General features: G+C 43.6%; 14 protein-coding genes. 6 read left to right on the forward strand and 8 right to left on the reverse strand.

Going from position 1 to position 13708, the window contains the following annotated elements; genetic code table 11:
• Window positions 1-60 precede the first annotated feature (60 nt).
• Complete coding sequence (purD, locus tag KXD93_RS07160) at window positions 61-1335, forward strand: phosphoribosylamine--glycine ligase (protein ID WP_258136284.1); 1275 nt, start codon at window positions 61-63, stop codon at window positions 1333-1335.
• A gap of 314 nt (window positions 1336-1649) precedes the next feature.
• Here purD and KXD93_RS07165 read toward each other — a convergent pair whose 3' ends face one another.
• From KXD93_RS07165 to KXD93_RS07175, 3 genes are all read right to left on the reverse strand, one after another.
• Window positions 1650-2777 carry a TlpA disulfide reductase family protein gene (locus KXD93_RS07165; RefSeq protein ID WP_258136286.1) on the reverse strand — a complete coding sequence of 376 codons (1128 nt, stop codon included), beginning with the start codon at window positions 2775-2777 and terminating at the stop codon, window positions 1650-1652.
• Between the two features lie 347 nt (window positions 2778-3124).
• Window positions 3125-4261 carry a TlpA disulfide reductase family protein gene (locus KXD93_RS07170; protein ID WP_258136287.1) on the reverse strand — a complete coding sequence of 379 codons (1137 nt, stop codon included), beginning with the start codon at window positions 4259-4261 and terminating at the stop codon, window positions 3125-3127.
• A gap of 57 nt (window positions 4262-4318) precedes the next feature.
• Window positions 4319-5506 (reverse strand): formimidoylglutamase, encoded by a 1188-nt coding sequence (locus KXD93_RS07175; RefSeq protein WP_258136288.1) that lies wholly within the window; start codon window positions 5504-5506, stop codon window positions 4319-4321.
• 219 nt (window positions 5507-5725) lie between these two features.
• Between KXD93_RS07175 and KXD93_RS07180 the strand changes: the two genes are divergently transcribed.
• The 5 genes from KXD93_RS07180 (at window position 5726) to KXD93_RS07200 (ending at window position 9962) form a co-directional block, all read left to right on the forward strand.
• Entirely contained in the window at window positions 5726-6757 is a 1032-nt protein-coding gene (locus KXD93_RS07180) for an aldo/keto reductase (protein ID WP_258136289.1), read from the forward strand.
• 191 nt (window positions 6758-6948) lie between these two features.
• On the forward strand, window positions 6949-7374 hold the full coding sequence (tnpA, locus tag KXD93_RS07185; protein ID WP_258136290.1) for an IS200/IS605 family transposase: 426 nt from the start codon (window positions 6949-6951) through the stop codon (window positions 7372-7374).
• Between the two features lie 133 nt (window positions 7375-7507).
• Complete coding sequence (locus tag KXD93_RS07190; RefSeq protein WP_258136291.1) at window positions 7508-8290, forward strand: class I SAM-dependent methyltransferase; 783 nt, start codon at window positions 7508-7510, stop codon at window positions 8288-8290.
• A gap of 89 nt (window positions 8291-8379) precedes the next feature.
• Window positions 8380-9192 carry a DUF3050 domain-containing protein gene (locus tag KXD93_RS07195; RefSeq protein WP_258136292.1) on the forward strand — a complete coding sequence of 271 codons (813 nt, stop codon included), beginning with the start codon at window positions 8380-8382 and terminating at the stop codon, window positions 9190-9192.
• Window positions 9193-9431: 239 nt separating this feature from the next.
• Window positions 9432-9962: a DUF4440 domain-containing protein gene (locus tag KXD93_RS07200; RefSeq protein WP_258136293.1), complete on the forward strand. Its 531-nt coding sequence runs from the start codon at window positions 9432-9434 to the stop codon at window positions 9960-9962.
• Window positions 9963-10082: 120 nt separating this feature from the next.
• On the opposite strand, the gene KXD93_RS07205 is transcribed toward KXD93_RS07200, so the two are convergent.
• From KXD93_RS07205 to KXD93_RS07225, 5 genes are all read right to left on the reverse strand, one after another.
• Window positions 10083-10490, reverse strand: a complete 408-nt coding sequence (locus tag KXD93_RS07205; protein WP_258136294.1) for an SPW repeat domain-containing protein — start codon at window positions 10488-10490, stop codon at window positions 10083-10085.
• Window positions 10491-10644: 154 nt separating this feature from the next.
• On the reverse strand, window positions 10645-11046 hold the full coding sequence (locus KXD93_RS07210; protein ID WP_258136295.1) for a hypothetical protein: 402 nt from the start codon (window positions 11044-11046) through the stop codon (window positions 10645-10647).
• Between the two features lie 115 nt (window positions 11047-11161).
• Window positions 11162-12841 (reverse strand): M56 family metallopeptidase, encoded by a 1680-nt coding sequence (locus tag KXD93_RS07215; protein WP_258136296.1) that lies wholly within the window; start codon window positions 12839-12841, stop codon window positions 11162-11164.
• Between the two features lie 2 nt (window positions 12842-12843).
• Window positions 12844-13215 (reverse strand): BlaI/MecI/CopY family transcriptional regulator, encoded by a 372-nt coding sequence (locus KXD93_RS07220; RefSeq protein ID WP_258136297.1) that lies wholly within the window; start codon window positions 13213-13215, stop codon window positions 12844-12846.
• Between the two features lie 14 nt (window positions 13216-13229).
• Window positions 13230-13694, reverse strand: coding sequence for a hypothetical protein (locus tag KXD93_RS07225; protein ID WP_258136298.1), 465 nt, complete (start codon window positions 13692-13694; stop codon window positions 13230-13232).
• Between the last annotated feature and the right edge of the window lie 14 nt (window positions 13695-13708).

Here is a 13708-nt window from a genome sequence, read left to right on the forward strand (position 1 = left end):
TTGTCTTTCATCCGCACATTCTTCATCCGCACATCCGCACATTTACATATCTTTGCCCACATGAACATCCTGATCCTCGGTTCGGGCGGAAGGGAAAGCGCCTTCGCCTGGAAATTAGCTCAAAGTCCAAAATGCTCCCAGCTATTTATAGCGCCCGGTAATGCCGGTACCGGCCAGTATGGCACTAATTTAAATGTTAAGGTTAACGACTTTGAAGGTATCAAACAGGCGGTCTTGAACAATAAGATCGACCTTGTTTTGGTTGGGCCCGAGGAGCCGCTTGTAAAGGGCATTCATGATTTTTTCCTGGCGGATGATTTGCTGAGGGGCGTACCTGTTATCGGTCCGCAGCGTGAAGGTGCACAGCTTGAAGGCAGCAAGGACTTCTCCAAGCAGTTTATGGAGCGGAACGACATCCCGGCAGCGGCATCAAAAACCTTTACCCGCGAAACCATGCAGGAAGGGTTCGAATATCTTGCCACTATCGGTTTGCCCATTGTTCTGAAGGCCGATGGACTTGCAGCTGGTAAAGGCGTATTGATCTGCATGAGCGTTGTTGAAGCCCAGCAGGAATTGATAGAAATGCTTACCGAGGCCAAGTTTGGCGAAGCCAGCTCGAAGGTGGTAGTTGAACAATTTTTGCAGGGGATTGAGCTTTCGGTGTTTGTATTGAGCGACGGCAATAACTACAAGGTATTACCATCAGCCAAAGATTATAAACGGATTGGCGAGGGCGATACCGGGTTAAATACCGGTGGCATGGGCTCTGTTTCGCCGGTGCCTTTTGCCAGCGGGGAGTTTTTACAGAAAGTTGAGCAGCGCGTTATCATCCCAACTATTAATGGTTTAAAACAAGAAGGCATCCCTTACAAAGGATTTATTTTTATAGGGTTGATGAACTGCGGCGGCGACCCATACATGATTGAATACAACTGCCGCATGGGCGATCCGGAAACCGAAAGCGTAATGATGCGCATTGAAAGCGACCTGGTTGATCTGCTGCAGGGCGTTGCCGAGGGCACACTGGACGAGAAGGAATTAGTTATATCTGATAAGGTAGCCGCAACCGTTGTTATGGTTGCCGGCGGTTATCCCGGTGAATATTTAAAGGACAAGACCATAACGGGGATGGAAAACGTGCGTGACTCGCAGGTGTTTCATGCCGGTACCTACCTGGATGGCGAGGATGTAAAAACATCAGGCGGCCGGGTATTGGCCATTACCTCTTTACAGGATAACATGTTTGATGCACTTCAGCAAGCTACTGCCGATGCCAGCCGTATTTATTACGATGGCATGTATTTCCGCAAGGATATTGGGTTTGATTTGTTGTAGGAGAGTCGGAAAGTCCGGAAGTCAGTAAAGTCCGAAAGACGCTGCGGTTTGTCGCGTTGTATCGGGCTAAAGTCTACACTTTTAGCGATTAATCCTGAATAAAGTTTACTACTCACCGGGTTAAATTTGAAATAACTGATAATGAGCATGTTTCACTGCGTTCCGGGTGTTCCACTTACAAAAATGGAACACTTTGCAGGCGTATCGTCCTGAAAAAATTTTCCGTGCAAAACACTCAAATAAAAAGTCCGGAAGAAAGAATCTAAAACTCTTTCTTCCGGACTTTCCGTCTTTACCGACTTTCGGACTCCGAATTATATCTTCCCGAAAATCTCGGCTAATTTATCTTCAAGATCATCCCCCCTTAGGTTTTTACCGATGATCTTTCCGTCCGGATCAAGCAAAAAGTTTTGTGGGATGCCACGTACAGCGTATAAGCCAGCGGTTTTGCTGTCCCAGAATTTAAGATCCGACAATTGAGTCCAGGCTAAGCCATCTTTATGAATCGCTGCCAGCCATTTGTCTTTTGCTCCCGGCCTGTCTAACGACACACCTACGATGGTAAACTTCTGGCCTTTATAATGATTAAATGCCTTCACAACATTCGGGTTTTCATGACGGCAAGGGCCGCACCATGATGCCCAAAAATCGATCAGCACATATTTGCCGCGGAACGAAGAAAGATTAACTATTTTACCCGCAGTATCCGCTTCAGCAAACTCCGGAGCCACTGCACCAAGGGCAACAGCTTTTAGCTTAGGTAATCTTTCACCAAATTTCTTTCCTGCTTCTGATTCTTTAATGGCTGGTGTTAAGCCGTTATATAACGGAGCGATGTCCACATAGTCTGCACTATAAGCAAAGCTTTCCAATGCGTTCAGGCTGATGAACGAATCAGGATTATCTTTTATGAATTGTTTGTTTATAGCAGCATCCTGGGCATCAATCTCTTTTTCTGCTTTATGGCTTGCTTTTTCAAATGCTTCTGTTTTCTGCTCTTCCGGGGAAGCTGCCTTTTGCTTTGCTTCTAAAGCGGCATAGGCAGCATCAATTGGTTTGTGTGCCAGGTCGAATTTTGCATTTTCGACGTTGGTTTTTGTGCCATCAACGGTTGCACTGGCAAGGGTGTCTTTACTATTTACGTTAATGGTACCGTTTTCAAGGTAGATGGCTTTGTAATCGTGGTAACCAGGACCTGTTCCCTTTTGGTTTAGCTGAAGATAGGCCATTGTAGGCGATGCAGCAGCGTTTCCACTAAACTGAAACTTACCATTCACCAGCACAGCCGAATCTGTTTGAACTTTTCCAGCCTGGCGCGACTGCAGGTATATCTTAGCAGGCGCATTCAGATTGCCTATGGTGCCTTGCACGATATATTTACCGGTTTGTGCAAAAGCAAGCGCAGGCAAGCTTACAATCGCCATTAAAACAATTTTTTTCATCAGTTACTTTTTTGTTTGAAAGGTAAACTTAAAAATTTTTATTTATGATTAATGCGATTGTAATGTCAAAAATCGGATACGCGGAGGAAAAAACCAATCACATTACCATAAAAATGGCTTCGCTGCCCCCAATCGGGGGCCAATATTGGTAGAAGAATATAAACGGGAAATCCGCGCCGTAGGTGCGTAACACCGCTGCATTGTATTAGGGGACGGAAAATCTATTTTGCCAGCCTTTCGCTTATACAAGTTGCGTACCTCTGGCACGCTTAACTTCTTGGGACGTTTTTTCTACCGATATTGGGCACCGCTGGCGCCTAATATTTTGCGATTTCGGGTATCGCTTCCTATTTCCCCAGCACTTCTTTTAACTTCTCATCCAAATCATCACCGCGTAAATCCCTGGCGATAATTTTTCCGTTTGGGTCAATCAAAAAGTTTGACGGGATGGATGACACATAATACAAGCCGGCGGCTGCGTTGCTCCAAAATTTAAGGTCAGATACTTCTGTCCATGTTAAGCCATCTGATTTGATTGCCGCCAGCCAGTCGGCCCTGCCCTCGGCTTTGTCGAGCGAAACGCCAAGGATAGTAAAGTTTTTGTCTTTATATTTATTGTATACCCGTACCACGTTAGGGTTTTCCTGACGGCAGGGTCCGCACCATGATGCCCAAAAATCAATCAAAACATACTTGCCCCTGAACGAGGATAGTTTTACCGGTACACCGTTCACATCGTTTTGCGTAAAATCAGGTGCCATGGTGCCCGGGGCAACATGCTTTAATGGCTCGAGTGCCTTCTGGAAGTTACTTGCAGTTTCAGTAGCTTTTAAAGCAGGGGATAAGGTATTGTAAAGCGAGTCGAGCTCTATAGGATTCGGCGAGGGGCCATCCACAGAATACAACGCCAGCAGGCTTAAATAGCTATCGGGATTTGATAAAATAAATTTTTTGATGATGGTCTTTTGTTCAGCCTGTAACGCCTTGCCTTTAGCTTGCAGGGCACTTCTTACCTGCGGCGTATTCAGCGCGCCGGTTGCGGCTCTTCTTTCTGCGGCGAGTTGCAGCGCTTTTACTTTTACAGGCGACAGCTGTGCCTTAAGTTTTTTGTCGTCATCGTTTATTTTTGACCCAGTTATCTGCGCCTTTGAAACAGAATCCGGGCTGGTTAATGAAAACTCGCCCTTATCTATATAAAAATGCAGCACATCCGCGGTACTGTCCAACTTTTCAAAACCTACACCTTTGTGATCTATAACTAACACAGCATCTGAGGGGTTGAAAAGTTTACCGCTAAAATCAAAGGCGCCCGCAGTTATAATTGCAGAATCGATAACCCGGTTGGCGCCAAGTTGGTACATTAAATAAGCTCTGGCAGGGGTGTTTAAACTGCCCACTTTGCCTTTTATTACAAAGGTTTCTTCGGTTTGTGCCAATGCAAAAAAAGGCAGCAATGTTATTATAAAAAGAAATATTTTCTTCATCTGTTTTATCAGCGCGTAAGCTGCAATAACGTTAAAATATGGTTTGAATTATCCCGGTCAGATTAATTTTTGATAAGTGCGCCACCAAAGGTCGGGTAATTCGCCGGATACAGCGGTCTTGTAATCGTCATATTGACAGGGTACTAAATGGAACCGCTCGTTCTTTGAGCCGCCTGTTGGATAGGGAACCTGCATCCACCAACGGTCGGATTTTTTGCTTTTTACAAACACCACTTCGTGCTCCTCGTGCCTTAAACTGGTTTTGTAAATAAGGTATTGTGATTTCGGGTTGAGCGGAAAATCGCGTTTACGGTTATAAACCCCGTCCATAAAATACCAGATCATCTGGGCCAGCAAGGTTGCGGTTTGCCCGTTATTATCGTACGCCGGGTTAAACTCGTAAAAACCGATGGAGCTCAGCTTATCATTAAAGCCGGCATAGCGCGCTATCTGGCAAGCCTCCTCGCCATAGAAGCCGTTTGGTGTTGCATTGGCATTACCGCAGGCATCAGATGATCTGATGGCTCCCATATCAAAGCTAATCATGCTGGCATTGCGGATAACCGGCTCTGCAACGGCAATATTGCCGCTTAATGCACCAAGGCGGTGCACATCAAAGTATAATTTGTCCATTACACGCAGGCTATCCTGGCTGGCAAAATATGTTTGATAACCAAGGTTGCTGTAGTTGAACAGGTAATTTGGCTCGTGCAGGAATATTTTATTGAGATAAGATTCTGAAGTAGTTTCAATGTTTTCCGATGTGCTGTCATCATCTTCATCCAGGTCGAAGTGCGAGTCGATGATTACCAGGTCTACCTTTTGCTCCAAGTCTTCGTAGGCCAGGTATTGCGCATAAGTTAGATCCTGCCCGCCGCCTATAATAATAGGGATGATGTCTTTTTTTACTAATTCGCTCACCAGGGTTTTAAGGGCAACATAAGTATCAGTTACTGTTGCCCCCTGGCGAATGTTGCCGAGGTCGACGATCTTCGTATTGTAATTACCCTCATTTAGCCGGTATAATTTCTCGCGCACGTAATCAGGCCCTAATGCACAGCCGGGATTATTGATGGCGTTCCTGTCCTCCTGCACGCCTATGATAGCAATGTCCGTCTTGTCGGCCATCAATGGAAAATCAACTGCGTAATAGTCTATCTTGCTGCCTAACTGACTGGTATAGTATCCCTTTGCCGGGATGATCTGTTTCTGATCGATAGGTGTAAAGAAATCGGATAGTGACATTTTTGTTGATGTGCGATCCCGATAGCTATCGGGAAGTGATATGCAAATGTGCAGTTTTTTGACTAAGATTCATAGGATTTAAGGGAATTAAGGATGCCGGTGTTTTAGATTAATGAGCTTCAGTTTGTTTCCCCCCGGGCTGCTTTCTTGAAACTTCGCTGACATACATTTAGCCCATTCGCCGTTACTTTGGGTTTTATCATTAACAATACATCAACTATGGAATACAGACAATTAGGCGCATCCGGCCTGCAGGTGCCGGTGCTAAGTTTCGGAACGGCAACCTTTGGCGGCGGCAACGAATTTTTTAAAGCATGGGGCGAGACCCAGCTTGACGAGGCCAAACGAATGGTTAACCTGTGTATTGACGCCGGTGTTAACTTTTTTGATACCGCTAATGTTTATTCGCGCGGATTGTCCGAAGAGATCTTAGGGCGGGCATTAGAGGGCCTGCGTAACCAGGTGCTGATCTCCACCAAAGCAACCTTTACTATGGGCGACGGTCCGAATGATTTCGGCTCATCGCGGTTTCACTTGATCCGCTCATTAGAGGATAGCCTGCGCCGCTTAAATACCGATTACGTTGATATCTACCACATGCACGGCTTCGACGGTAACACGCCTGTGGAAGAAACTTTGCGCGCGCTTGATGACCTGATCAGCAGCGGAAAGGTACGCTACATTGCCTGTTCAAACTTTTCCGGCTGGGCGCTAATGAAGTCGCTTTCTGTTTCTGAACGTTATGGTTGGGCTAAATACATCGCGCACCAGGCTTATTACTCATTACTTAATCGCGAATTTGAATGGGAACTGATGCCTGCCGGGATAGATCAAAATGTAAGCACAATAGTTTGGAGTCCGCTGGCTTCAGGGCAGTTGGGCGGGAAATTCCGTCGCGGGGAGCCGTTGCCAAAGGATAACCGTACCCAACAAGGCGGCAGTCACGGTCCGGCAACCAATTATGAACATTTGTATAATATTGTTGATGCATTGGATAAAGTTGCTGAAGAAACCAATAAATCTGTTGCGCAGGTAGCACTTAACTGGGTATTGCAGCGGCCAACCGTAGCTAATATAATCATAGGTGCCCGTAACGAGGACCAATTGCAGCAAAACCTTGGCGCTGTTGGCTGGAACCTCACAACCGACCAGGTTAAAAAGCTTGATGCCGCCAGCGAGGTTGATCCTATTTATCCATACTGGCACCAAAGGCAGAATGTGAGGTTGAATCCATTGCCGAAATTTTATTGAGGAGGCGGCTTTTCTATAGCGATGGGTTTTAAACCCATCGCTATAGAAAAAACAACTGGTTAACATGTTTCATCTGTACGAAATGTGTTGACGAAGTTATAGCGATGGGTTTCAAACCCATCGCTATGGGGAAACATTTTGGTTTTTCTTGGATGTTATATTTTTAATATCTTAGGTATAAATTAAACCCTATGCCTCACAGTTATTCTGCCTTGTGGGTACACCTCGTCTGGTCTACCAAAAACCGCGAACATATATTAACACCACTATTAAAACATGAAGTTTATGCTGTGATAAATAACATTGTCAACGATCATGAAATTTATCTTGACTGTATAAATGGTGTTGAAGATCATGTTCATTTATTGGTCCGTTTGCGCACGGATCAATCGGTCGCAGATATTGTAAAAACAATAAAGGGTAATTCATGGGATTATTTCAAAGACGATCCTGAGAAATACGTTAGCTGGCAGGATGGCTTTGCCGCATTTAGCGTTAGCCCGTCTCATTTGAAAAGAGTGCGAAGCTATATTTATAACCAGGAAAAGCATCATCGCGATAAATCATTTGGTGATGAATTGAAGGAAATAAAGCAAAGTACAAAGCTACATGGGTAGGTTTTAACACAAAAGTATCTATAGCGATGGGTTTCAAACCCATCGCTATGAAAATGTCGCGTCTATGTTTGAACCCGCTGTCTCTTCCCCCTATTCCAAAATTATTTCTAACTTGCTCAAAATCTAAACAATCATGGGATCAGCCGCTATCCAGGGGCCGCTTTGGGGCAAACAATCTGAAAACTGGGCTACTATACAGGAACAAACCGGCAATGCAGGTTATGTTTATGCCCTCAATTTTTTAAACTTAAATCCTGCTACACAATTGTTGGATGTTGGCTGCGGATCGGGCGTATTCAGCAGCCTGGCAAGCGCTACCGGCGCCTACGTAACCGGTATTGACGCCAGCGAGGCCCTGATTGAAAAAGCACAACAACGCGGCACAACAGCAAAATTTACTACCGGCGAGATGGAAGAACTCCCCTTTGCCGGCAACACGTTCGACGCGGTTTGCGGCTTCAATTCTTTTCAGTACGCAGCAAATATTAACAATGCATTTACCGAAGTCCGCCGCGTATTAAAGCCTGGCGGCAAACTGGTAGTAATGATTTGGGGCAATAAGGAAGATTGTGAAGCAGTAAGTAATTTGGCCGCCATAGGCAGCTTATTGCCGCCACCGCCACCCGGAGCTCCCGGGCCATTCGCCTTGTCGGAAAACCAATTGCTGGAAAAAACACTTGAAGCTATTGGATTTAAAATTCTCAGCAATGAAGATATCAGCACGGTTTGGGATTACCCCGATACTTCAATTGCATTAAAGGGCCTCTTATCTTCCGGACCCGCCGCCCGGGCAATTGCAAACAGCGGTTTAGAAAAAGTTCAGGAGACGGTGACAAAATCCTTCGAACCTTATATCCGGGATAATGGCCATGTAGTTTATCACAACAAGTTCAGGATAGTAATCAGCGAACGGTAGCATACCGCCTGTCACTCGTTTTTCATAATTCCTTAAAGTAGTGCTTATCTTTTCATTACAAATCCATCTTATCCACCAAAAACATACCTTTGCAGCCGCAAAAGCATGATTTTTGGATGAACGCGCAGATAGAAAAATTACAGCAGGCCATTGAGCCATTAAGACAGCAAATAATTAATCACAAAGTTTACGGACTAATAACCAGCATTGACGATCTTGCTGTTTTCATGAACCATCACATTTATGCGGTGTGGGACTTTATGTCGTTATTAAAAGCGCTGCAGCAGAATTTAACCTGTACCAATGTACCCTGGTTTCCGGTTGGTTCGGCAAATACCAGGTATTTAATAAATGAGATAGTAGCGGGTGAAGAATCGGATATTGATGGCGACGGGAATCGCAAAAGTCATTACGAAATGTACCTGGAGGCAATGCAGCAATGCAACGCTGATGCCGGTGATTTTCTAAAATTTATAGCTCAGCTACAAAATGACGGCGATTTGAAGTCGGCATTAAAACATGCTGAAACGCCTGCCATGGCAAGTGCATTCGTAAACCACACTTTTGAAGTGATCAACAGCGGCAAGGCCTGGTTACAAGCGGCCGTTTTTACTTTTGGCCGCGAGGATCTGATCCCAAATATGTTCTTATCTATCGTTAACGACCTGAATGCCAAATTTCCCGGGCAGGTTTCTCAATTCAAATATTACCTTGACCGCCATATAGAAGTAGACGGCGACCATCATAGCCACCTGGCATTGGAAATGACCGCTGAGCTTTGTGGCGACGATGAGCAGAAATGGGAAGAGATAACAGCCGGATCAATTGTTGCATTACAAAAACGGATAGGGTTATGGGATGGTGTTTATGAAGAGATTATGAATGCGAGGGTAATGGCATAGGGAAATTGTTAAGCCGGGCCATTGTTTATCATACTTCACCATAGATAACTTGAGTTTATGTATGATTCGAATAATTATCCTATCTTTCCTTTAGATTTGCGTTATCCTTTTAGACATCAAATGCTTTTTTTATATTCGGCTGATAAATATTCTTAACCGGCAAAATTTGACGGGCAACGTATTGAGTATCCCTGCAACTTATTTAAATTTAGAAAAAGCGGATAGCTATCGATAAAATCATGATAAAAAAGGTTCTGCTTGTTTCGGCTTGTAGCTTGCTTACGCTAAGTGGGTATGCTTGCTATGCCAATATTGCGGATAATCCCTTTCTCCTTAAAATAGCTTCGAGGGGCCTTGCCGACACGATTCCTCATAAAGACGTAATGGATGTTGTAAAGGCCGCCATTCATGCTTCAAATAGTTTTAACGAACAGGCAGTGGCTGATTTATATACCCCCAATGCAGTTGTTGCAGACGACGAGCCACCGTACTCATGGAACGGCCCTACTGCCGGAATCCAATGGATCAATGCCGTCGAACGGGCGGTAAAGGAAAACCGGATCAGGAAATTTAAGGCAGAGATTGAGCAGCCAAGTATTTACCAGCAAACTAACGACAATGTTTACGTGGTTGTACCAGTAACTTACACCGGCGACCTGCCCGGCGGTGATCCTTTTAGCGTACGCGGCGCTTTTACTTTTGTATTAAGACAGATAAATAATAAATGGCTGATAAAAAGCCAGGTTTGGATGAGGGAGAAAGGGTTGTAGAATTAAGAGACAAGAGTCAAGAAGAGAGAAAAAGAAAGACTCATCAGATCACAAAAAGTAAAGGGGAATAAACCATGGTTTATTCCCCTTTATATATTTTAAGTTGATTTGCTTACGCGATTAGTTTGAATCGGTAGATGCTAAAAAGCCAACGTGGTGGTTGTGTTTGTTTTTGGTTGTAAAAGGCGATTTTTTAGTGAATAAGCCCATTAAGAATAAAATAGCGCCCAATATAACTTGTGGCCAAACTTTTGGAGAATAAACATATAACCACGGCGATACCATTAAAATAAATCCCATTAACACGTCAAGCACATTGTGAATGGTTAAAGGGAATTGTTTGATAAAGCCCGTTTCGCTTCTGCTGAAGATAGCCATGATCAACTGTAGCCAGCCAATATAAATAGGTAACAATAATGCAGCATTTGATACATGTACCACATCAAACAGCCATGGAGATGCAATTAATGTAAGGGCGACAATGTAATTTAAAACTCCGTATACAGCGGTTGAAATAAAGGGCTTCATATTTTTAATTTATACTATTTAATAGTTTTCTTTTGATTGAATACCACACAAATGGTATTTGTTTTCAAAGGTATAAATTTTGCATTTATCTAAAACCCTTTATTTGCATTTATTCACCTAAACAAACGAATTTTTACAGAATTCAGTCGAAGGTCTATTTTTTTCTGCTGATTTTGGAAGCTACAAACGCAAATAAACCAAAAACAATTGCCGACAGTACCCCAAGGCCCAGTCCAGCGAGGGCTAACGCTACTCGGGGATGCATAGCAAACGAGGCGGGCATATCCACCAGCATGGCATCTATTTGTTTATGGTTTTCAAGATAGGTTTTAAAGAAGAATACGTGTACAACGGTGATCCAAATACAATTAACCAGGCCGGTTAACAGCCCATGTAAAAAATATTTGCCGTTACATGTTTTGGCAATAACAAACGAACAAAAGGCAAATATCAGCACCCAAAATACGGGCTCAACGTTTTGGGGGATAAGAGACACTGTGCCGAAGGCTATTATCAATCCGAAAACTGATAATTGAAAGATAATTTTCCAGTTCATTGTGAAGGAGATTTGATTAAATAAATATATAAATAATCAGCTTACCCGGCACTTGAAAATAAAAAAGGCAGCCAATTTTATTCAGCCGCCCTAAGGTTTACGGTTTAATATCTAATTAATGCTTTATATCCGGAGATTTAACAGGGCTCGGCTTTGCTGTATTTTTTTTTGTTGCAATTGCCACTACTCCGTTTTCGCCTTTAGTCCCATATACTGCCTTTCCGGCGGCTTTTGGCAATACTGATATGCTCTCGATATCGTCCGGGCTTAAACCGGTGATATTATCAACTACCTTCCCATCCACCACGTAAAGCGGGTTGGTCATTAGATTCTTCATTTTAAGGGCTTTGTCCAGCTTGCTGGTATCTGTTCTGGGGTTCATGGCCACGCCCTTTAACGACACCCTGTTTTCTGTAACCAAGGGTGCTGTTCCTGATTTGTTTGGTTTATCATCGTCAACAAGAGTGAACGAAATAGGCACGGAGTATTGTACCCTTACCGGCTTGCCGTTCTGTATGCCTGGGGTCCACTTCGGCGATTCAGAGATTACCCGCAGCGCTTCCTTGTCTATTTCGTCAGCCACACCACGTCTTACCTGGATGTTTGATAATGAGCCATCCTTTTCAACAATAAAACCAACAATCACTTTCCCCTGTACGCCCTGTTCGCGCATTGCAGCGGGATACCTGATGTTTTTTGAAAGATATTGCCCAAACCCATCCAATCCTCCCCGAAATTGCGGTACCATTTCAACGGAAGTAAAAACCGGGCTATTGCTTGATTCGCCGGTAGCGTCCCTTTTGGGGGCCTCTTCAATAGTTATATGCTCGGGAGCATTATGCATAACTGATTGCGTTTCCACGGTATCGTCATGAACCATTGTGGTGCTGTCCAATATGATATTGGGCTGTATGGCCGATGCCGGCGTTAACAGCACCTGGCTAACTTTCTTACTTACAAAGCCAACTGTTTGGCTATTATTTACAGTAGCCGATGATAAAACCAGCATTAGGATAAATAATGGTACCGACAGGCCATATTTGATCAGCGCTACGTGCTTTGATTTATTTTTTTGCAGCATCCTGATGCGTTGTTTTAACAGGCTGTGGTTATAAAACGGGTTTACCAGGCTGTGTACAGGTGTATTAAAAGTTTGGCTCAACAATAATAAGGCATAGTCAGTTTTATTGGTGCCGCACTTAAGCGCCTGCCTGTCGGCGATATATTCGTGAATGTGTTTGATAGAAAAGCGATAGAGATAAACCACCGGGTTGAACCAATTAATGATCATCACGGCTTCAATCAACAGCACATCGGCGCTATGCCATTGCTTAGCGTGCACGTGCTCATGGGCTGCTATTACCTTGTTATCCGCCTGGTCCTTGGCAAGCCTGATTTTCTTAAAGAATGAATAGGCTATTGCAGAATCGGGTTGATTGATCAGTTTGTTTAAAACTACCATCTGCCATATAAACCGGCCAATTAAAAAAATCATTCCCGCTAAATAAATAGCTGCCACAAACTGGCCTATGGTCACCTCGCTGTGCTGAATGGGTTTAAACTGGTAAACCACCAGGGGGCTATTATATATTCTGAGCTGAACTTCTTTGGTGATGAATAAGTTCTTTACCCAATTTGACTGGATCATTGGGATAAAAAACGATAGCAATGATGCCGCCACCAGGTAAACCCGGTTGAGCTGGAAAAAGGTTTCCTTTCGCAGAAGCAAAACATAAAAGCCGTAAAACAGCAGCAGGTAAATATTTACCAGCAATAAATAATGCCACCCGGTCATAATTATTTTTCTTTTAGTTTTTCAATCAGTTTCATTATCTCATCGGCTTCCTTCAAATCAATTTTTTCCTTTTTCACAAAATACGAGAACATCCGCTTTACCGAGTTGTCGAAATAGCCGTTCATTAGCTTATCGGTAGCAAAATTCTGGTATTGCTCCTTGCTGATTATAGGGTGATATTCATGGCTTTTGCCAAATGCAGTGTGCCCAACAAAACCCTTGGCCTCCAATATCCTGATAATGGTGGATACAGTGTTGTAAGCTGGCTTGGGTTCGGGGAGTACGTCAATCACCTCTTTTACAAAACCTTTTTTTAAATTCCACAGCACCTGCATTATCTGTTCTTCGGCGCGTGTTAACTCTTTAATTTCCATACACTTGGTGTTTTTTAGTCCTGGTAAATAGCAGGCCCGCATTGGGCGAACTTTGTATCTGCAATTATCTTTAATTTATAGTTATTTACAAACTGGTTTAGCAAGGTAATAAATTGCGTTTGTTTTAAGGCACTCATTCCTGCCCCATCCATGTTAAGCAAATAATGGTCAATGGTTCCGTCGGCCTCAAAATATATGCGGTGAATAATGCGGGTAGGTTTTTGCCACGTATAATCATGTTTGTGCAGATAAGTATTCAAATCCGTAAGCAACGCAACGTAAGCGGCATAAAATTTCTGCTGACCGGCACCCTTAAATGCACTTTTATTGCTATCAGCGTCGAGCGCGTTTTTGTATTGCTTGTTTAAAATATCAACGGTGAGGTTGTTTTTGGCGGCATTTTGGAAGGTAGCCGCACGTTCCTGTGCATTAACTGCAACGCCCAAAAACAATAATGCTGTTAATATTATTACCTTCATAATTTAAACGAGAA

The sequence above is a fragment of the Mucilaginibacter phenanthrenivorans genome (genome assembly GCF_024721155.1).
In the GTDB taxonomy this organism is placed as follows: Bacteria; Bacteroidota; Bacteroidia; order Sphingobacteriales; family Sphingobacteriaceae; genus Mucilaginibacter; species Mucilaginibacter phenanthrenivorans.

What these genes read in the sequence shown, in the direction of transcription:
- KXD93_RS07215 (WP_258136296.1), bottom strand. Translation starts at nt 12,841, where the DNA reads ATGACCGGGTGGCATTATTTATTGCTGGTAAATATTTACCTGCTGCTG.
- tnpA (WP_258136290.1), top strand. Translation starts at nt 6,949, where the DNA reads ATGCCTCACAGTTATTCTGCCTTGTGGGTACACCTCGTCTGGTCTACC.
- KXD93_RS07180 (WP_258136289.1), top strand. Translation starts at nt 5,726, where the DNA reads ATGGAATACAGACAATTAGGCGCATCCGGCCTGCAGGTGCCGGTGCTA.
- KXD93_RS07200 (WP_258136293.1), top strand. Translation starts at nt 9,432, where the DNA reads ATGATAAAAAAGGTTCTGCTTGTTTCGGCTTGTAGCTTGCTTACGCTA.
- KXD93_RS07170 (WP_258136287.1), bottom strand. Translation starts at nt 4,261, where the DNA reads ATGAAGAAAATATTTCTTTTTATAATAACATTGCTGCCTTTTTTTGCA.
- KXD93_RS07190 (WP_258136291.1), top strand. Translation starts at nt 7,508, where the DNA reads ATGGGATCAGCCGCTATCCAGGGGCCGCTTTGGGGCAAACAATCTGAA.
- purD (WP_258136284.1), top strand. Translation starts at nt 61, where the DNA reads ATGAACATCCTGATCCTCGGTTCGGGCGGAAGGGAAAGCGCCTTCGCC.
- KXD93_RS07220 (WP_258136297.1), bottom strand. Translation starts at nt 13,215, where the DNA reads ATGGAAATTAAAGAGTTAACACGCGCCGAAGAACAGATAATGCAGGTG.
- KXD93_RS07225 (WP_258136298.1), bottom strand. Translation starts at nt 13,694, where the DNA reads ATGAAGGTAATAATATTAACAGCATTATTGTTTTTGGGCGTTGCAGTT.
- KXD93_RS07175 (WP_258136288.1), bottom strand. Translation starts at nt 5,506, where the DNA reads ATGTCACTATCCGATTTCTTTACACCTATCGATCAGAAACAGATCATC.
- KXD93_RS07165 (WP_258136286.1), bottom strand. Translation starts at nt 2,777, where the DNA reads ATGAAAAAAATTGTTTTAATGGCGATTGTAAGCTTGCCTGCGCTTGCT.
- KXD93_RS07205 (WP_258136294.1), bottom strand. Translation starts at nt 10,490, where the DNA reads ATGAAGCCCTTTATTTCAACCGCTGTATACGGAGTTTTAAATTACATT.
- KXD93_RS07210 (WP_258136295.1), bottom strand. Translation starts at nt 11,046, where the DNA reads ATGAACTGGAAAATTATCTTTCAATTATCAGTTTTCGGATTGATAATA.